The sequence below is a fragment of the Microcoleus sp. BR0-C5 genome, from assembly GCF_036705045.1.
GTDB lineage: Bacteria > Cyanobacteriota > Cyanobacteriia > Cyanobacteriales > Microcoleaceae > Microcoleus.
This window is the reverse complement of sequence record NZ_JAUBTR010000023.1, coordinates 40,240-58,310: the sequence shown is the minus strand read 5'-3', so window position 1 is coordinate 58,310 and position 18,071 is coordinate 40,240. Positions and strand designations below refer to the sequence as shown.

Sequence of the window (18,071 nt, the reverse complement as noted above, 5' to 3'; positions counted from 1 at the left end):
TGACTACAAACTTAAAGATTGTCCGAGCCAATTCAGATAAGCATAGCTGCCAGCGATAATAGGAATAGCAATAATTTCGGGAACTTCATAGGAATGGAGTTCCTGAACTTTTGTTTTTAAAGCCTCAAATTTAGCCATATCAGTTTTAATTACCAACTGCCACTCAGACTCGGAATGAATCTCGCCTTGCCAAGTATAAATAGAGCGAATTGGCGACAAACTCACACAAGCAGCCAGCTTGTTTTCTACTAGAGATTTCGCAAGATTCTCCGCCTCGGTCTCCGATGCCACAGTTACCAGCACCACCCCAAAATTAACAGTCATAACGATTTTAGATTTGAGATTAAAGAATTGATTTGAACACAAAACCTTGAGCGTAATTCTTTGTAGCTAGAGGGCAAAGCCTTTCCCGGCGCGGATATCTACCACTTTTAATAATTCTATTTACCGGATTTATAGCTTTTCTCAAAAAGATGAGGTATGACTGACAGCTTATACAACCACTAAACTAAGAGGGCTGAAGCCCAACTACGTCCGCGAATCTTTCTGAGAACCGCTATAATTGATCGTGTCGCATCTAAATTTTACAGTCAAGTTGGAGGAAATTATTGTGGGGAGTAGGGGTTGGGCGGGATGCCGGCCCAAAAATCCCATTCAGATACGCAATTACCCATTCCCCACTTCCAAATTCCCTTTCCCATTACCCATTTTTAATTTCCGTAACTTCCCAAGAATTGACTTTGCCAGCGCCAGCTAAGGAAAAATAGCGCCTAGTAGAATCCGGCAAAATAGCTCCCGCCAACAAAGCATTATCTAAATTAGCTCCTATTAACGTCGCCTCGCTCAAATCTGCTGACATCAAATCTGCTTGACACAGCTTTGCCCAATTCAGATTTGCCCCTCTCAAACAACTTCCCCTCAACTTAGCCCCGGTTAAGTTTGCGCCCGCCAACTTCACCCCCCGCAACTGAGCCGCGCTGAAATTCGCCCCCGCCAAATTCGAGCCTTCCAAATTAGCTCCCATTAGTTTAGCTTCGCTGACGTTAACGCCGCTCAAATCTGCACCGCAGAGATTCACCCCTGCCAACTGCGCTCGCCGCAGACTGACTCCGGTTAATTGAGCTCCAAAAAGTTTTGCACTGTTGAGCCTTGCACCGTAAAGGTTGGCCCACTTAACATTAGCTCCCGTCAGATTCGCGCCCAGCAAGTTAATTAATTGCAAGTCGGCGCTGCACAAATTGGCATTCCACAACACAGCACCCCGCAGGTTTGCGCCTGTTAAAGTTGCGCCGCTTAACTTTACTCTGGGCAATTTTGCTTTTACCAAAAAAGCTCCACTCAAATTAGCTTTTGTCAAATCTGCACCCGAAAGTTGGGTTTCGCCCATTTTGGCAAAAGTCAGATTTGTTCTTTGCATCTGTGCACCTTTGAGTGTTGCTTTGGTGAGAAACGCTCTACTGAGGTTGGCCCCGGAAAGATTAGCTCGCGAAAGGTTGACTCCGATTAAGATTGCTCCGCTGAGGTTTTTCCCGCTGAGGTCGGCTCCAGTAAAGTCTCTTTCTCCTTTTTCGTAATTGTTGAGCAGTTCACTAACTTCCATAGGGCATCATACCTTCTATGATTGGGGGGTTTCGATCCAGAAATCTTTACTGTTAAGGTTGTTTCAGAAAGGAAACTGTTTCAGAAAGGAAACTGTTTTAGCATTTGCCTCAAACGGTATAAATTTCATTAACATCACTTTCTGTTTAAAGGCAATCTCTTAATAAAGATTTTATATCTTCCTCGCGGTAGCGATCCCGGTTTCGGTATTTTTGAATTAAAAATTAATGTTTCTTGACATAGATAGTCATTCCTTAACGCTCAACCGTAATTCGCAACTTCAGGCGCAGCGTGCCCTTGAATCCTGCAGGAGGTTGCCAGGAACTCAAGGCTTTCTTGAGAGTCTCTACGGCGTCTGTTGCTTGCAGCGTCGAGGTTTGAGTATCGTTAGCGAAGCCCGCCCCTACGGGGGCTACGCCAACGAAGAGGAGCGCCAATCGGGCAACGCGGCCGCCTTGTACCGATAACTCCCACACCGTTTCACCGCTAACCCCCGCCGGGAGATTAACAGATTGCAAGTATTGAGTCAAAGCGACGATCGCCCCGGCATCCAACCCTTCGGCGCTGACTACTTGGAGGCGAGAAGCCTTTGGCTGCGATGGTTGCAACTCACCGTAACCTCGCGGCGGCGGCATAGCAGGAACTGGACTCACTGGTGCCGAGTTGCGATTCGAGGTAACGCTGCGAGTGCCGCCCCTAGTTGGCTCTACCCCTCCCGACTCAAAAATACCCTCATAGCTGACACCCTGCGGCAATTCTACAGGCACTTGCACTCGGCGACGAGATCCATCGGGTTCGACTCGCACTTCTTCGCTCACAGCCACAAAAGCCGTGTATTCCGACAGCAACCGATAAGTCAGAGCAGTATTAGTCACAGCTTCCACCAGAGATTTAGTCTCGCCACCAAACATTTGATTCATTAAATCTTTAATGCGCGATCGCCCCCAAAGTTGAGCTACCGCCGGATTGCCAAAATCCGTAGCGGTTGCGGAGACTGAAGTAGACTCGCGCTGCCGCCCGCCGGATTGAGCAAAATTAACAGGTAAAACTTGCTCGTAAGCTTTGCCACCTGCAAGAGTGCCGCGGATGCGAAGTTTGCCGTTAGTTCGATCGGTCTTTTTGCCAAACAAAACCAGTGGCCCACTCGCAAACAAGTCTGGGGGTGCGATCGGATAAATCTCCGGTTTTTCCCCCACTCCTTCCCAACTAATTTGAATATTAGTCAATACCGGACTATTAATTTCCCTAAAAAATTTTTCTGCCGCTTCTGCTGACGGTTCATCTTGACGAATTACTTGAGACGTGCCTCTTCCCACTTCCGCCAAACGGTTGAGCAAAAACCGATTCACCGAACCGCCGACACCAAAACTATAAAGTCGATTTCCTGGTTTCAGACTCTGCTGAACCAGAGCCAGCACTTCATTTTCATTACCAATGTAACCGTCAGTAATTAATACAATACTCCGCAGCCTTCCCGTTGTCGCCGCCGGAAAATTCATCACTGTTTGAAGGCCGTTAACCAGTTCTGTACCACCGTTTGCCTGCAACTTATCGATATAATTAATGGCGCTTTGTCGGTTGGCAGCCGTATTTGCTAAAGGAGTTGTTGAAAGTGCTTTCGCCGTGTTGGCAAAATCAATAATAGTAAAAGTATCGTTGGAATTTAGCCCTTGAATGAAGCGGCGCATCAACTCCTTAGATTTTGCCAGCGGTTCGCCCTGCTGAGAACCGGAAGTATCCATCAGAAACACGACATCTTTAGGCACAATTTCATTAGTTTTGTAGTTTAATGCCGGAATCAAATAAGTAGCAAAATGACCGCCCCGCTTGTCGGATTGAGTCAAGACAGTTGCGCGCGTATTTTCGCCCGCGACTCGATAGCGCAAAATTAAATCTTTATTGGGAATTGTGTCTGAATTGGCTAATTGGACTTGCACAATATTGCCACTGCGGTCAGTTGTAATTTGATGGGAAGTAGAGCGGACATCGCCGATCGCAACTCCGGCATCTATTTCTACCGAAACAGCAATATTGTGGCCCGAGATCGTTCCTGGAGGCAAAACAGGCGGGTTAATGCGATCGGCATCGGTACTAACCCCCCCCTGCCCCCCCCTTGCTAAGGGGGGGAATTGAGCATCGCCCCCCCTTACTAAGGGGGGGAATTGAGCATCGCCCCCCCTTACTAAGGGGGGGGTCGAATTTCTCACCCCTGAAGACTCAGAACGATCGCCCCCCCTTAGCAAGGGGGGGTTGGGGGGGGTCGAATTTCCCGAAATATAGCGTGGCCCTACCACCATTGGAAACACAAATTCGTAATCGCCGCCGGCAAACTTGAGACTTTCGGTGTAGCGAATCGTAACTTCAATTTTTTCTCCCGGTTTGATATTAGCCAGAGACTGAGTAAAAATATTGGATCGTTCTTGTTCCAACAAACCCGCACTCCGGCCTTGCTTTCTAGCTTGTTCGTACATTTCCAAAGCTTCCTCGCGGCGTTTGATATCAGCTTTAATAATTCGTGAGCCTATTTTAATTTCCATATCATCCACCGCCGCTTCGTCGGGCAAAGGAAATACATAAACAGCTTCTATAGATTCTGGAAAAGGATTTTCAAACTTCTGAACAACTTCGACGCGGGAGATATTGCCAGCTATTTTGGCTTTAACTTCCGTCTGTTTCAGAGGAAAGACTTGTTCTGGCGTCGTGTTGGGAGTTTTGACGAACAAACCGCCGACTGGACAGCGAGTTTCGGGCGATCGTCCGCCATTGCAATTAACATCGTTACTAGCGATGATTTTCGGCGACACAGACGAATAATTTTCCCCAGGATCTTTTGCCCGCGCTGCATTTGGAGCCAGCCAGGCGCCACACTCGTTAGCGAAGCCCTCGAAGAGGATCGCAGCGAGCAATGCGATACCAGCACAAAGCAACCGTTGAGGGGATAGAACGCAGACAAACTTCATAGCTGTTGTTTTTTAGCAGACTTGAGGTGCTTTGTGTATCATGACTTTACGATTGCCAAAACGTTCCTGAGTTAGCTTTTTGGGAAAAATGACTGAGCGCGTAGGGCTGATTTTAGATTTTAGATTTTAGATTTTAGATTGACTCGCCTAGGGGCGAACTGGGCGCTGGAACTTTTGTCGAAGCCATGATTGCTCAGCGCGACTGCTGTCGCCGGCTTGCATCTGTATTTGGGTGAGGTCGGTTGGGGCGATCGTCCGCGAACCCAACCTAGAAGATTGTATGATAGTTAAATAATTAAATAACTCTAACCTCAACCTCTCAATCTCTAATAAATTGAAAAAGCCATGAATTTTATTAACCCCAAAACCGACTTTGCATTTAAAAAAATCTTCGGCTCGGCTGACAGCAAAGACATTTTGATTAGCTTCTTAAATGCCATCCTCTACGAAGCGCAGCCAGTCATCGAAGATTTAGAAATTCTTGACCCTTATTTAGCTCCCAAAATCAAAGGAGTCAAAGATACTTACTTGGATGTCAAAGCAAAAATTGGTGGCAGCAAAACTGTGATCATTGAAATGCAGGTGTTGAATGTAGAATCCTTTGAGAAGCGGATTTTATACAATGCTACCAAAGCTTACTCAGTGCAATTGAAAAGCGGAGAAAACTACCACCTATTAAATCCCGTGATTGCCTTGACGATTACAGATTTCCAAATGTTTGAGCATCTGGAAACAGTAATTTCGCGGTTTTGTATCAAAGAAAAAAACAATCGGGTCGAGTATTTGGCGGATGAATTAGAATTTGTATTTGTTGAGTTGCCCAAATTTGACAAGACTTTAGCAGAATTAGAGACTCTGACTGATAAGTGGATATATTTCATGAAAACCGCTCGCACGTTAAGGTCTGTGCCGGAAGAGTTGGGAAATGTACCGGAACTCCGCAAAGCTTTTACAATTGCCAATGAAGCCAATCTCGATCCTGATGAATTGGAGGATTTAGAAAGGCGAGAAATTTTTATTCAAGACCAGCGCGGTGCAATTACCAAAGCTACCAGAATTGGGAGAGAACAAGGTATCGAACAAGGCATCGAACAAGGCATCAAACAAGGAAAGTTGGAGTTAGTTGTGCGGCTGTTGGAGCGCCGTGTCGGCCCGTTGTCGTCGGAGATTCAAACTCGCATCAGTCAGTTATCCGCTGAGCAATTAGAGAATTTAGGAGAGGCAGTTTTAGAGTTGGCCAGTGTGTCAGATTTGACAACTTGGTTGCAAGCACATAACAATCGTCAACAATTTGGTCAAATGGGTGTAGGGGCAATCCCCCGTGGTTGCCCTTATGGATTACCTATGTCACATTTGAGTCTGACCTGACATTGAAGCATCTAAAGTCGAAAATCCTATGAGCAAATTTGTGTTTGTGACCGGCGGCGTGGTTTCCAGTATCGGCAAGGGAATTGTCGGTGCTTCCTTGGGCCGCCTATTGAAGTCGCGGGACTATTCTGTCTCGATTTTGAAGCTAGACCCCTATATTAACGTTGACCCCGGCACTCTGAGCCCGTTTCAGCACGGAGAAGTCTTTGTCACCCAAGACGGTGCGGAAACTGACCTGGATTTGGGGCACTACGAGCGTTTTACTGATACTTCCATGTCGCGCCTCAACAGCGTCACCACGGGTTCCATTTATCAAGCGGTGATCAACAAAGAACGCCGCGGTGAGTATCAGGGGAGCACGGTGCAGGTGATTCCGCACATCACTAACGAGATTAAAGATCGAATTCATCGAGTAGCAAAAAATACCAATCCCGATGTCGTGATTACGGAAATCGGCGGAACGGTGGGAGATATTGAATCTTTGCCGTTTTTGGAGGCAATTCGCCAGTTTCGCAAGGATGTCGGGCGGCAAAATGTTGTGTATATGCACGTCACGCTGATACCTTGGATTCCTGCGGCTGGGGAGATGAAAACTAAACCGACTCAGCATTCGGTGAAGGAATTGCGGTCGATCGGCATTCAACCAGATATTTTAGTCTGTCGGTGCGATCGGCCGCTGTCTTTGGGCATGAAACAGAAATTGTCGGAATTCTGCAACGTCCCGGAAGAATGCGTCATCACATCTCAAGATGCAAAAAGTATCTACGAAGTACCCCTGATGATGGAACAGGAAGGTTTGGCCCAACAAACCCTCAATTTGCTGCAACTCGAACATCGCCAGCCAGATTTGCATCAGTGGCAAACTTTAGTCAACAGGCTTTACAGTCCCAATCACAAAATTGATATTGCTTTAGTTGGCAAATACGTGCGGTTGAACGATGCTTATCTTTCGGTGGTCGAAGCTTTGCGGCACGCGGCAATTGCGATCGGCGGCGACCTGAATTTGCACTGGATTAACTCAGAAGATTTAGAATCGGGAAACCTCGATAATTATCTCAAAGGTATCAACGGCATTCTTGTACCGGGAGGTTTTGGGGTTCGGGGAGTTGACGGCAAAATAGCTGCGATCGAATATGCTAAACACCACAAAATTCCATTTTTGGGCTTGTGTTTGGGGATGCAGTGTGCTGTGATTGAATGGGCGCGCAACATCGCCCAACTAAAGGATGCCAACAGCGCTGAATTTAACCCAGATACAGCAAATCCGGTAATTAATTTATTGCCAGAACAGCAAGATGTAGTCGATTTGGGCGGTACAATGCGACTGGGTTTGTATCCGTGCCGTGTCAACCCAGACACGCTAGCTTTCAAACTTTATCAGAAAGAAGTGATTTACGAGCGACACCGCCATCGGTACGAATTTAACAACGCCTACCGCAATCTTTTCTTAGAATCAGGTTATGCAGTCTCCGGTACATCTCCAGACGGCCGATTGGTAGAAATGATCGAATTTCCCAACCATCCCTTTTTCATAGCCTGCCAATTTCACCCCGAATTCCAATCTCGACCTAGCACCCCCCACCCATTGTTTCAAGGGTTTATCCAGGCCGCTAGCATCCAGGGAAAGCAAGATGTTTTAGAAGATGAGGGTCGCGACTTGGTGGCCGGGAAAGTTGCAGCAAACTGATCTGAGATTATGTGCGATCGATTAGTTCTGATATATTAGATGTCTGTAGGGGCGGTTCAGAGTAGACAATATTCAAATCGCCCCGACAATGGACATTACAAAACCCGCCCAACAGACCAATAGGATTTGATAGGGGTCGCACTTATCGGACTAGATATCGGGCCGCATTCTCAACGAGTGAAAGACCTCACCCCCCAACCCCTATACTAGGGCTGGGGGGCTAGTACCGCAAGGGAGAAGGCAGAAGGCAGAAGGCAGAAGGCAGAAGGCAGAAGGTAAAAATCTGATATTTTTACTTAACTTTTTACGGATTTCAAGGGTGATACCAGTTTCCCAAAAGAATGCAAGTTTAGGCAACTTCCCAACCCCGATTGTCATCAGTCATGCCCAATCTAAAATCTACAATCTAAAATCTAAAATGGTAGGAGTTGTCAAACTATCCTAAAATACCAGGAAACACAGGTTTGAGGAGGCTTTGTGGCTTATTGGAGCAAAATTACTTATGAGAAAAGTACATACATAATTGACCTTGACACTATTAGTGCTTTTTCTAGCGAACTGGATAACAAGCGTCTCACCTTTTGGCTGCCTAATAGCAGTCAGCCGATTATCCTCAATCCCCAAGGCAATTATGAGGCTTACAAGCAAGTTCTCGATTACCTCAAAAAAACCATTGATCGCAATTCGAGAGGTTCGTGGATTAAAATTCATTATGACCGCAAAGAATTTGCGATCGATATGAGTCGAATTAGCTCTTTTGCTTGCGAACAGAACGGTCGGCTAAGCTTTTGCCTGCCTGACAGCGCAACTAATATTATTATCCTCCGCCAAAACAACCCGGAAACTTATCAAGAAATTCAGGAATACATTAAAAATACGACTGGACAATCTCTGCCATGAAGCAGTTGTTAGTTGTTAGTCATTAGTCATTAGTCATTAGTCGTTAGTTGTTAGTCATTAGTCGTTAGTCATTAGTCGTTAGTTGTTAGTCATTAGTCATTAGTCATTAGTTAGAAGCATGAACAATGAAGGAGGAAGGAAGACTATTTTTAGTAAATCCTAACATTCATTTTAAATTTTTTTGGGGTAAGGTGCTTAGGTTGCAACCTAAGTTTAGATATGAAAAAAGCGCAGTAAAATGCGCTGCTTTTTTAAATTTTCACTATCGACCAAGCTGCCAAGCTAATTTTGCTGCCCCTACCATCCCTGCTTGATTGCCCAATTCAGCCACCAATAACTGTAAATCTTCGCGAGAACTCGGCAGTACACGTTGGTGAATTTCGGCTTGAACCTTCGGCAAGAAAAATTCTGCACCTGCACTAATTCCACCGCCGATAATAATAGCTTCCGGCGTCAAAATATAAATGAGACTTGCCAAACCGATACCCAGATAGCGCCCGTAATTTTGCCAAAATTCTAAAGCTTTGGCATCTCCAGACTTAGCTAGATTTGCTAATTCTAGCGGTTCCAAACCCGTTTCGCGGCGAATTCCTTGCACCGAAACGTACTGTTCTAAAGAACCGCGATTGCCGCTGTTGCACTCCGGGCCGTCGGGATTTATAGTAATCAATCCTAGTTCTCCGGCCGCGCCTTGATGACCTACAAATAGTTTGCCGTCTAGGATAACTGCACCGCCGACTCCTGTACCTAAAGTTATTAAAATTAGGTTTTTAAAGTTCCTTCCTGCGCCCAGCCAAGCTTCTCCCAATCCGGCACAGTTGGCATCATTTGCTAATATTGTCGGCAGTCCGGTTTTAGCTTCCAACCAGTCAGCGAGGGGGACGTTATGCCAGTTTTTGAGGTTAATTGCAACTCTGGCTATGCGGCCGGAGGCGTCTGCGGGGCCTGGAGTGCCGATGCCGATCGCACTTACAGCATTTTCGACCGGATTCAGTTGTAAAATAGCATCGGTCATCGCGGCTAAAACGGCTTCTGGCGTTGCGGGTTGAGGGGTTGGGACAGTTAAGGATTGGTTACAAAGACCATTTTCGCTAAATCTGCCGAGTTTAATTGCGGTTCCGCCTAAGTCAATGCCGATTACTTGTGTCATTCGATTTGGGTTTGGGATGGAAGAATTTGGGATTAATCATAATAGTATAAACGTATTGTAGGGTGCTTATAACTCACATCTTGTACCATTCTAAAGAACAGGCTTTTCGGCCTGTTTCACAACCAATAAATTTTATTGTGGGGAGTAGGGGTTGGGCTTCTAGCCCGCCCTAAAACAATTATTGAGAGTTGTCTAATATCTCAGTTATAACGCACCTTACCAATTAATTTTTTATTGAGGACTTTCGTCCTAAAATTACTCTTTTAACTGTCTGAGAATTAGCGACAAAAACCGGGATTAATTCTTAATAGTATCATACCGATCGCAATACCTAGCAACAATTATGGATACAAGCGAGTTCGCCTATTTAATGTCGCCTAACTTACGTTGCGCGACCTCTCGGTTGTGCAAAGCATCGTGATAGTCTGGTTGGAGAGCAATTGCCTGGGTATAAGATGCGATCGCCTCTTCAAAGTTTCCTAAATTATACTGCTCATTCCCTCTCTCGCACCAGGCTTTCGCCTCTACATTAACTTCCGATTCAGCCTCCCCAGCCTCAGCGCCTCTGCGGTTTCCTTCCCCAGAAAAACCCAAACCATCCCCAACAAACACCGCCTCAATCACCCTCCCCTTTGTATCCTCCTCCTCAACCTCCGGCAGCGGAAACCGTGTCAATATCTCCCGCCCAATTTGCCTCGCCACCTCTGACAATTCCCCGCAGCCAATTCTACCTAACAAAACCAGCCGCTGCGCTAATTCCTGAAGCGATGCCACCGCATCCGTAGGGGCGGTGCCCCCGTGCCCGCCCTCCTCAAACAATCGACTTCCAAACCGTCGCAACCAAGCCGCCAATTCACCATCTTTAAGGCGTTTTGCGATCAAGAATCCCGCTACATCCCCTCGACTCCAGCCGGCATTCACCCCTTCCAGGATTTCCATGAATTTCGACTCGTATTCCGCGTCAGTTAAGGTTGGGCGGATGGCGGTATTTTCCGAAGGCGGGGAAGGTTTGGTTGGGGTTCCGAACAGCCGCTGAATTAATCGTTTGAAGAATTGCAGAATTTTGTTGAGCATTTGTGAGGTTGCGAAGGTGGGGTATTTTCTATTTTATAGCAATTATCAAAAGTAGGATTACATATAGATTGTCCGCGATATCTGTAGGGAGACGGCACTGCCGTGTCCGCGATTGCGACGCACAGCAAACAATCACATGAATAGGACTTACGCAATCATCCCAGGTATGGGGGCAACCGGGCGTGGGTTTTGCCCCTACAAAACACTATATATTGAGGCTGTGCGTAAGTCCTGATGAAGTAGAATTAATCTACTTTAAAAGCGGATAATACAGTTCTCCTGTTGAGTTGATATAACCGGCCCTATCGCCCGCTAAATCCCCCGTTCCCATAAATACGTCAACTCTCCCCGCGCCTTTGATTGCACCCCCAGTATCCTGATCCAAAACGTACCGATTCACGGCATTTTGTTCGAGTTGTCCCGCCCCATTCGGATAAGGGAGTTTTGTACTAATTAATGCTAGTGCACCGGGTGGCATTAAGGCTTTGTCGGTGGCGATCGACCTTTCGGCAGTTACTGGCACTCCAATGCTTCCTGTGGCTGGAACTCCATTACTATCCCGGAAGAATACAAAGCTTTGATTTTTCGGCAAATATTTGTTCATATCTGCGGGAAAGTTAGTGAAATATTCCCTTAGTTTCGGCAAATTTAACTCTTCTAAAGTAAACTTTCCGTCTTTAACTAATTCTCGTCCAACTCCTGTATAACTGTGACTGGTTTTGCCTGCAAAACCGACGGTCATCTCGCTACCATCTGTTAGTTGCAATCTCGCAGAACCTTGGACGTGCACGAGAAATGCTTGGAATCGATCGCGCAACCAAACTAATTCTAATCCTCGCAGCAATCCTTTACTTGCCTGCAAAGCATCTGCGCCTTCTAATTGCAATCTTGTCGGGTGAGGTTTCGGCCAAGATGCCATGTTTGGCGGCATCCGGTACAGGGGATAACGGTATTCGGAATTCGGCGTCCGAGATGCTGCGTAAGTCGGCTCGAAATAACCCGTAAATGCGACTGTTCCTTGGCCGTCTTTGCCCGTGGATTTGTAAAATACAAATTCGCGTTTGACAGATTCCTGAAGTTGTGCTGGGGTTGTGGAACTGACAACTAATTGGCGGAATCGATCGAGGGAACGGCGGACTCGATCGCGCGTAACTCCTGCTACTGGATAGCGGCTGTAAGCGCTGGCGGCGGCCGATGTATTGAGATAGCGGAGGCTGTTGTCGATCGACTTTAACAGCAATTCTTTATCGCCCGGTTTGCCATTTTCGCCCCAGATTTGAGCGTCAAAGGCTATCGACTCCAACTCACTCGCTTGCAATTGATTTATACTAATTGGTTGCAGCGACGGAACTGCAACGGCTGGCACCGAAAAAGCGATCGCCAAAACGCAACAGGCGATCGCTAATAGCTGATAGCGAAAAATCTTGCTCAATTTCCAATCTTTCCTACTCAATTGATTATTTTCCTTATTCATCGTATCGTTCGACGCTAGAAGTAAATATCGGTTCTACGCGAATTGCGAGAACGCTGGTAGGTCGAACTACCATGTATTCGCCTTGAATATTTTTAATCGGGACGTTAAGAAATTCTCTTGAATCTTGTTTCGGCACCAGCGTACTGCTGTACCACTTTTGAAAATCTTGCAGCGTTGCGAAACGCACTTCTTCGCGGTGGCCACCTTCAAGCAGCAGGTGCACGGAATATTCACTGGGTGTTCTAGGCATAGGAGATGGAGAGAGTTGTTGGAGGACAATTTAAAATATAAAATCTCAAATCTAAAATTGATGTGGTTGCCCTCAAGCAGCAGGTGCAAGGACTATTCGCACTTGAGTTCTAGGCAGATCTTTATTTTTGATTTTAGATTGTAGATTTTAAGCTTTTGGAACGATTCCATATTTTACCAGAAAGAATTGGTTTACAGCCCAAAGCCCGATCGGGAGAAATTAAAAGAAGACTATCCATTACTCCAATCCTCTTCCTGACCGGGAGAGGTCGCCCCGCGTGCGGTCAACTGTCAACCCTTCGACTTCGCTAGCGGGCAAGCTGTCTACTGTCTACTGTCAACTGTCAACTGTCAACTCTTCCTCGGCGCATTCCCTCATCTAGTGGGTTGGATTGAGGGACGGGGAGAGACTGGGAGAAGCGGAGGGTGGGAATGACTGGAGAATTGTTGCAGGAAAATCTCAATCTAAAATCTAAAATCCAAAATCTTAAATCGATTGACGGCGGCCCCCCTCTGCGGCTACGCTGTGAAAATAAGGCTGCTTTGCTCAAAGAGCAAGCAGCCCACGTCGCTCAAAAATCTAGTTGCACTGCCCAAAGCTGCTACCAACAGCAATGGACAGCTAACCGCCAAACTGATTACAGCAGTCTGGAGGCTAATGGAGAATTTTAACACTCTCTGTAGCCGCCCTGCTCTGTGTTACCGTGCGGGGCGGCTGGGTTTTTGGGTTTTCCTAGAAAACCAAAAACCAGGAGACCATATTATGTCACAGGAATTCGTACCTGACGATAACTTTTCCGCGCGTCCAAATGACACCTCAGCAGTATCCGAACAGGAAGTCGTGCGGATCACGGTTGTCGGTTCCCGCGCAGCCGTGTTAGAAACCATCCACACCTTGTACCGACTGGGATTTGCCGCCGTCGGGGATTGGAGTCCGCCCCAGCGAGGTGCAAAGCCGGGACAAGTTATAAGCGTCCTGATTCGCCGATCGCGCAAAGCTTAAAAATTTGATGAAATAAGGTAGGGACACGACACCCTGCCTTTCGTCCTGTCAACAAACACGTTAAACCTTCAGTCCGAGAGGGGTTGAAACCCCTTCCTCAAAACTCAAGTCCTCGCTATGAGGACTCAGAAGAACACTTTTAAACTCATTAGTCCTCTTGAGAGGACTTTAGCTATTAGACAGGGAATTCATTCCCTGGCGGACTGACGGGCAGGTGGGAGGACTGGCGGACGATGGGCTTAAGTTGACACGCTTTGGGCACGGCAATGCCGTGTCCTCCATCGCCCCGTCTACATGGCTGGATATACGGTTTTGACATCCTCCGAGGGCGATGGCGTCCCGCCCCGCAAGCTACGAAAAATTTCATCATCTAAGCCGGTTAATTCTACCCCTTCCCCACAGTCAGGAAAGGCCTTGGCCGAAGTCTCTACAATGATTAATCCGGCGGAATACAGGGATTGTGTATTTTAGAACACGATTTGACCGCAACACTTAAAATAGTCTTGATTTACCGATCGACTGCACCCTTTTCCCATCAATATTTCTGGTTAGCTGGGGGTGTCTGTCTGCCGGAGGTGCGAGGTTCTGCTTCCAAAATGCTGATAATGGTGCACAATTTCACATTAACAGCAAAACTTGCACTATTTTGAGTAAGCTTTTGGTGGAACAGCTCAGAAAGCCTGTTTCTAAGAGTGATTCAAAATATCAAATTAATCCTCAACCTTGTCCAATTACCAATTACGAACCTATGCCCCGTCGTCAAGACTTAAAAAAGATTCTTCTCATTGGTTCCGGCCCAATTGTTATCGGTCAAGCGTGTGAATTTGACTATTCAGGGACACAAGCTTGCAAAGCTTTGCGAGAAGAAGGCTTTGAAGTAGTGTTGGTGAATTCCAACCCGGCAACGATTATGACCGATCCCGAAACTGCCGATCGCATTTACATCGAACCTCTAACGCCGGTCATCCTCGAACAAATCATCGCTAAAGAAAGACCTCAAGCAATTTTACCGACTATGGGCGGTCAAACTGCGCTAAATTTAGCAGTTGCCGTCGCTAAAAATGGCGTTTTAGAAAAATACAACGTCGAGTTGATTGGTGCTAAGTTGCCAGCAATTGAAATGGCAGAAGATCGGCTATTATTTAAGGAAGCGATGGCGCGAATTGGCGTCGCCGTTTGCCCTTCGGGAATTGCCAACACTCTCGACGAAGCCAAAGCAATTGGTCACCAAATTGGCAGTTATCCCTTAATTATTCGTCCTGCTTTTACAATGGGCGGCACGGGAGGCGGCATTTCTTACAATCAAGAAGAGTTTGAAGAAATGGCACAAGGCGGGATTGATGCCAGTCCAGTATCGCAAATTTTAATCGAACAATCTTTGATTGGTTGGAAAGAGTACGAACTCGAAGTAATGCGGGATTTGGCAGATAATGTGGTGATTATTTGTTCGATCGAGAATCTCGACCCGATGGGCGTCCACACCGGCGATTCTATCACCGTCGCCCCGGCGCAAACTCTCACAGACAAAGAATATCAGCGCCTGCGGGATGCTTCGGTGAAAATTATTCGCGAAATTGGAGTTGAAACCGGCGGTTCCAACATTCAATTTGCCGTCAATCCAGTCAACGGAGATTTCATCGTTATTGAAATGAACCCTAGGGTTTCCCGTTCCTCCGCGTTGGCCTCGAAAGCAACTGGTTTCCCCATTGCCAAAATGGCGGCAAAATTAGCGGTAGGTTACAGCCTAGACGAAATTTCCAACGATATCACCAAGAAAACTCCGGCGTCTTTTGAGCCGACAATTGACTACGTGGTGACGAAGATTCCCCGATTTGCCTTTGAAAAGTTCCCCGGTTCCGAACCGACTTTGACAACGCAAATGAAGTCAGTTGGGGAGGTAATGGCGATCGGGCGCAGCTTTAACGAATCCTTCCAAAAAGCGTTGCGGGGATTAGAAACAGGCCGCGCGGGTTTCGGGTGCGACAAACCGGAAAAATTGCCGAGTTTGGAACAAATTCGCGCCGGATTGCGGACGCCAAATCCCGATCGCATTTTTACAGTTCGCCACGCGATGATGATGGGAATGTCCGTGGAAGATATCTTCGAGTTCACAGCAATCGACCCTTGGTTTTTGGATAAAATGCAGGAATTGCTGGAAACTGAGAAGTTCTTGAAACGAACCCGGTTGGAACAGTTGACAAAAGAGACAATGTTTGAAGTAAAGCAGTTGGGATTTAGCGATCGCCAAATTGCTTACGCCACCAAAACATCGGAAGATCAAGTTCGCGCTTACCGCAAACAGTTAGGCGTAATTCCGATTTACAAAACAGTCGATACCTGTGCCGCTGAATTTGAAGCGTTTACACCGTATTATTATTCCACCTACGAAGCGGGGGCGGCAATTTGGGAATTGGGCGATGAAGAAAAGAAAATTTCGCCTGTAGGCCACAGTCTCGCGCCGGAGTCGGAAGTTTTGCCTTCTACCAAACGAAAAGTGATGATTTTAGGTGGCGGGCCGAACCGGATCGGACAGGGAATTGAGTTTGATTACTGCTGCTGTCACGCTTCCTATTCCCTAGGAGAAGACGGCTTTGAGACAATTATGGTCAACTCGAACCCGGAGACAGTTTCGACAGATTATGATACGAGCGATCGCCTGTATTTTGAACCGCTGACAAAAGAAGATGTTCTCAATATCATCGAAGCAGAAAATCCCGAAGGAATAATTATTCAATTTGGCGGACAAACCCCGCTGAAATTGGCGCTACCTTTACAAAAAGCTCTCGAAAATCACCCCGATGTACAAACAAAAATCTGGGGAACTTCGCCGGATTCCATTGATACTGCTGAAGACCGGGAGCGCTTTGAAAAGATTCTGCGGGAGTTGGATATTCAGCAAGCTGCTAATGGTCTAGCGCGTAGTTTTGAGGATGCTTTGATAGTCGCTCAACGGATAGGTTATCCGGTGGTGGTGCGGCCGAGTTACGTGTTAGGCGGGCGAGCAATGGAAATTGTTTATTCCGATACGGAATTGGAACGTTACATGACCTATGCCGTGCTAGTAGAACCCGATCATCCAATTTTAATTGATAAGTTTTTGGAGAATGCGATCGAGGTTGATGTCGATGCGATCGCCGATGTTACTGGCAATGTGACGATCGGCGGTATTATGGAGCACATCGAGGAAGCGGGAATCCACTCCGGCGACTCTGCTTGTTCTATCCCTTACCAAACGCTTCCTGATGCAGCTTTGGTAACAATCCGCCGCTGGACTGTAGAATTAGCAAAATCCCTGAAAGTCATCGGGTTGATGAATATTCAATTTGCTGTTCAAGGGGAAGAAGTTTTCATTTTGGAAGCTAATCCGCGCGCTTCTCGAACAGTGCCTTTTGTCTCCAAGGCGATCGGAGTTCCCTTAGCAAAAATGGCCTCGCGAGTCATGTCTGGCAAAACTCTAGAAGCTTTGGGTTTTACTGAAGAGATTATACCCACTCATGTTTCGGTAAAAGAAGCTGTATTGCCCTTTGCTAAGTTTCCGGGAACTGATACTTTGTTAGGGCCAGAAATGCGATCGACCGGCGAAGTCATGGGAATTGACACAGATTTTGGCAAAGCCTTTGCCAAAGCTCAATTAGGTGCTGGACAAATGATGCCACTGTTGGGAACCGTGCTGGTTTCGATGCGCGATCGGGACAAACTAGCAGTTGTACCCGTTGTCAAGGAATTCTTAGAATTGGGTTTCAGAGTAGTTGCAACTCACGGAACACGCAAAGTTTTGCGAGAGCAAGGTTTAGAGGTAGATTTGGAATTGAAACTGCACGAAGGGCGGCCGAATTTGTTGGATTCGATCAAAAATGAGAAAATTCAACTAATTATCACCACGCCTTCCGGCGAAGAATCCCGCGCCGACGGAATCTTTATCCGCCGCACAGCTTTGACTTACAAAATCCCGATTATTACCACAATAGCCGGTGCCAAAGCGACAGCAGCGGGAATTCGATCGCTCAAATCCCACCCGATGGAAGTAAAAGCAATTCAAGACTATTACCCGCAAACCTAGACTGGGAAACACTCAAAGGTAGGGTGTGCACCGCGCACTATTAGTGTCAACTTAAGCTTTTAGTCCGCCAGTCCTCTCGCTCACCCGGCAGCCCGCCAGGGAATGAATTCCACGGGGCTTATAGCGAAAGTCCTCTCAAAGAGGACTGAAGAACTCATTAGTCCTCATAGCGAGGACTTTCGCTTTGAGGCTATTGTTTTAACCCCTGCCGGACTGAGGGTTTAACGTGTTTGTTGACACCAATGGTCGCGCACCTTACCTTAAACATAAGGTGCGCGCCACCAAAACCTAATCTGCATCGGACTCCAAAACTCCGCTAGACAGCATCAACCTCGGCCAAACTAACAAGAAAAAACCCATCCAAGCTAATAAAGGAATCGCGACTAAAACAGTTATCCAAACAGTTTTTAATAAAAACCAACTACCGCTAATCAGGCTAGTACCAGTTAAAAGAATCGACCACGGCTGGCACCACCAAGGTTTGTAACTCCAAGGACTAATAGCTTTTTGATCAGAAAATTTTTTATCAGAAAGAGATTTCATATTT

General features: G+C 46.7%; 14 protein-coding genes. 6 read left to right on the top strand and 8 right to left on the bottom strand.

Going from position 1 to position 18,071, the window contains the following annotated elements; translation table 11 throughout:
• Positions 1 to 3: 3 nt before the first annotated feature.
• From cutA to QUB08_RS13460, 3 genes are all read right to left on the bottom strand, one after another.
• Positions 4 to 324 carry a divalent-cation tolerance protein CutA gene (cutA, locus tag QUB08_RS13470; RefSeq protein WP_333225177.1) on the bottom strand — a complete coding sequence of 107 codons (321 nt, stop codon included), beginning with the start codon at positions 322 to 324 and terminating at the stop codon, positions 4 to 6.
• Positions 325 to 700: 376 nt separating this feature from the next.
• Positions 701 to 1,600, bottom strand: coding sequence for a pentapeptide repeat-containing protein (locus QUB08_RS13465; protein WP_333225176.1), 900 nt, complete (start codon positions 1,598 to 1,600; stop codon positions 701 to 703).
• Positions 1,601 to 1,853: 253 nt separating this feature from the next.
• On the bottom strand, positions 1,854 to 4,559 hold the full coding sequence (locus QUB08_RS13460; RefSeq protein ID WP_333225175.1) for a VIT domain-containing protein: 2,706 nt from the start codon (positions 4,557 to 4,559) through the stop codon (positions 1,854 to 1,856).
• Between the two features lie 345 nt (positions 4,560 to 4,904).
• On the opposite strand from QUB08_RS13460, the gene QUB08_RS13455 reads away from it, so the two are divergent.
• From QUB08_RS13455 to QUB08_RS13445, 3 genes are all read left to right on the top strand, one after another.
• Positions 4,905 to 5,927, top strand: coding sequence for an Rpn family recombination-promoting nuclease/putative transposase (locus tag QUB08_RS13455; RefSeq protein WP_333225174.1), 1,023 nt, complete (start codon positions 4,905 to 4,907; stop codon positions 5,925 to 5,927).
• A 28-nt stretch (positions 5,928 to 5,955) separates the two neighbouring features.
• Entirely contained in the window at positions 5,956 to 7,614 is a 1,659-nt protein-coding gene (locus QUB08_RS13450) for a CTP synthase (protein ID WP_333225173.1), read from the top strand.
• A gap of 477 nt (positions 7,615 to 8,091) precedes the next feature.
• The gene (locus QUB08_RS13445) at positions 8,092 to 8,514 is read left to right on the top strand and encodes a hypothetical protein (protein WP_333080303.1); all 423 of its coding nucleotides are present in this window, start codon (positions 8,092 to 8,094) and stop codon (positions 8,512 to 8,514) included.
• A gap of 262 nt (positions 8,515 to 8,776) precedes the next feature.
• Here QUB08_RS13445 and QUB08_RS13440 read toward each other — a convergent pair whose 3' ends face one another.
• The 4 genes from QUB08_RS13440 to QUB08_RS13425 all read right to left on the bottom strand — a co-directional run bounded on the left by QUB08_RS13440 (position 8,777) and on the right by QUB08_RS13425 (position 12,462).
• Positions 8,777 to 9,664, bottom strand: a complete 888-nt coding sequence (locus tag QUB08_RS13440) for an ROK family protein (protein WP_333225172.1) — start codon at positions 9,662 to 9,664, stop codon at positions 8,777 to 8,779.
• 363 nt (positions 9,665 to 10,027) lie between these two features.
• Entirely contained in the window at positions 10,028 to 10,738 is a 711-nt protein-coding gene (locus QUB08_RS13435; RefSeq protein ID WP_333225171.1) for a tetratricopeptide repeat protein, read from the bottom strand.
• Positions 10,739 to 10,988: 250 nt separating this feature from the next.
• Entirely contained in the window at positions 10,989 to 12,191 is a 1,203-nt protein-coding gene (mltA, locus tag QUB08_RS13430; RefSeq protein WP_445300916.1) for a murein transglycosylase A, read from the bottom strand.
• 13 nt (positions 12,192 to 12,204) lie between these two features.
• Positions 12,205 to 12,462, bottom strand: coding sequence for a hypothetical protein (locus tag QUB08_RS13425; RefSeq protein WP_172192361.1), 258 nt, complete (start codon positions 12,460 to 12,462; stop codon positions 12,205 to 12,207).
• Between the two features lie 431 nt (positions 12,463 to 12,893).
• On the opposite strand from QUB08_RS13425, the gene QUB08_RS13420 reads away from it, so the two are divergent.
• From QUB08_RS13420 to carB, 3 genes are all read left to right on the top strand, one after another.
• On the top strand, positions 12,894 to 13,133 hold the full coding sequence (locus tag QUB08_RS13420) for a hypothetical protein (RefSeq protein WP_333225169.1): 240 nt from the start codon (positions 12,894 to 12,896) through the stop codon (positions 13,131 to 13,133).
• A 91-nt stretch (positions 13,134 to 13,224) separates the two neighbouring features.
• Positions 13,225 to 13,464, top strand: coding sequence for a hypothetical protein (locus tag QUB08_RS13415; protein ID WP_333225168.1), 240 nt, complete (start codon positions 13,225 to 13,227; stop codon positions 13,462 to 13,464).
• Between the two features lie 748 nt (positions 13,465 to 14,212).
• Positions 14,213 to 17,524: a carbamoyl-phosphate synthase large subunit gene (gene carB, locus QUB08_RS13410; protein ID WP_333225209.1), complete on the top strand. Its 3,312-nt coding sequence runs from the start codon at positions 14,213 to 14,215 to the stop codon at positions 17,522 to 17,524.
• 288 nt (positions 17,525 to 17,812) lie between these two features.
• Here the strand turns inward: carB and QUB08_RS13405 are convergent, their stop codons facing one another.
• On the bottom strand, positions 17,813 to 18,067 hold the full coding sequence (locus QUB08_RS13405) for a DUF6737 family protein (protein WP_333225167.1): 255 nt from the start codon (positions 18,065 to 18,067) through the stop codon (positions 17,813 to 17,815).
• Positions 18,068 to 18,071 lie beyond the last annotated feature (4 nt).

Bases quoted from the DNA above. Each gene is read 5' to 3' on its own strand.
- cutA (WP_333225177.1), bottom strand. From the start codon at position 324: ATGACTGTTAATTTTGGGGTGGTGCTGGTAACTGTGGCATCGGAGACC.
- QUB08_RS13465 (WP_333225176.1), bottom strand. From the start codon at position 1,600: ATGGAAGTTAGTGAACTGCTCAACAATTACGAAAAAGGAGAAAGAGAC.
- QUB08_RS13460 (WP_333225175.1), bottom strand. From the start codon at position 4,559: ATGAAGTTTGTCTGCGTTCTATCCCCTCAACGGTTGCTTTGTGCTGGT.
- QUB08_RS13455 (WP_333225174.1), top strand. From the start codon at position 4,905: ATGAATTTTATTAACCCCAAAACCGACTTTGCATTTAAAAAAATCTTC.
- QUB08_RS13450 (WP_333225173.1), top strand. From the start codon at position 5,956: ATGAGCAAATTTGTGTTTGTGACCGGCGGCGTGGTTTCCAGTATCGGC.
- QUB08_RS13440 (WP_333225172.1), bottom strand. From the start codon at position 9,664: ATGACACAAGTAATCGGCATTGACTTAGGCGGAACCGCAATTAAACTC.
- QUB08_RS13435 (WP_333225171.1), bottom strand. From the start codon at position 10,738: ATGCTCAACAAAATTCTGCAATTCTTCAAACGATTAATTCAGCGGCTG.
- QUB08_RS13425 (WP_172192361.1), bottom strand. From the start codon at position 12,462: ATGCCTAGAACACCCAGTGAATATTCCGTGCACCTGCTGCTTGAAGGT.
- QUB08_RS13420 (WP_333225169.1), top strand. From the start codon at position 12,894: ATGACTGGAGAATTGTTGCAGGAAAATCTCAATCTAAAATCTAAAATC.
- QUB08_RS13415 (WP_333225168.1), top strand. From the start codon at position 13,225: ATGTCACAGGAATTCGTACCTGACGATAACTTTTCCGCGCGTCCAAAT.
- carB (WP_333225209.1), top strand. From the start codon at position 14,213: ATGCCCCGTCGTCAAGACTTAAAAAAGATTCTTCTCATTGGTTCCGGC.
- QUB08_RS13405 (WP_333225167.1), bottom strand. From the start codon at position 18,067: ATGAAATCTCTTTCTGATAAAAAATTTTCTGATCAAAAAGCTATTAGT.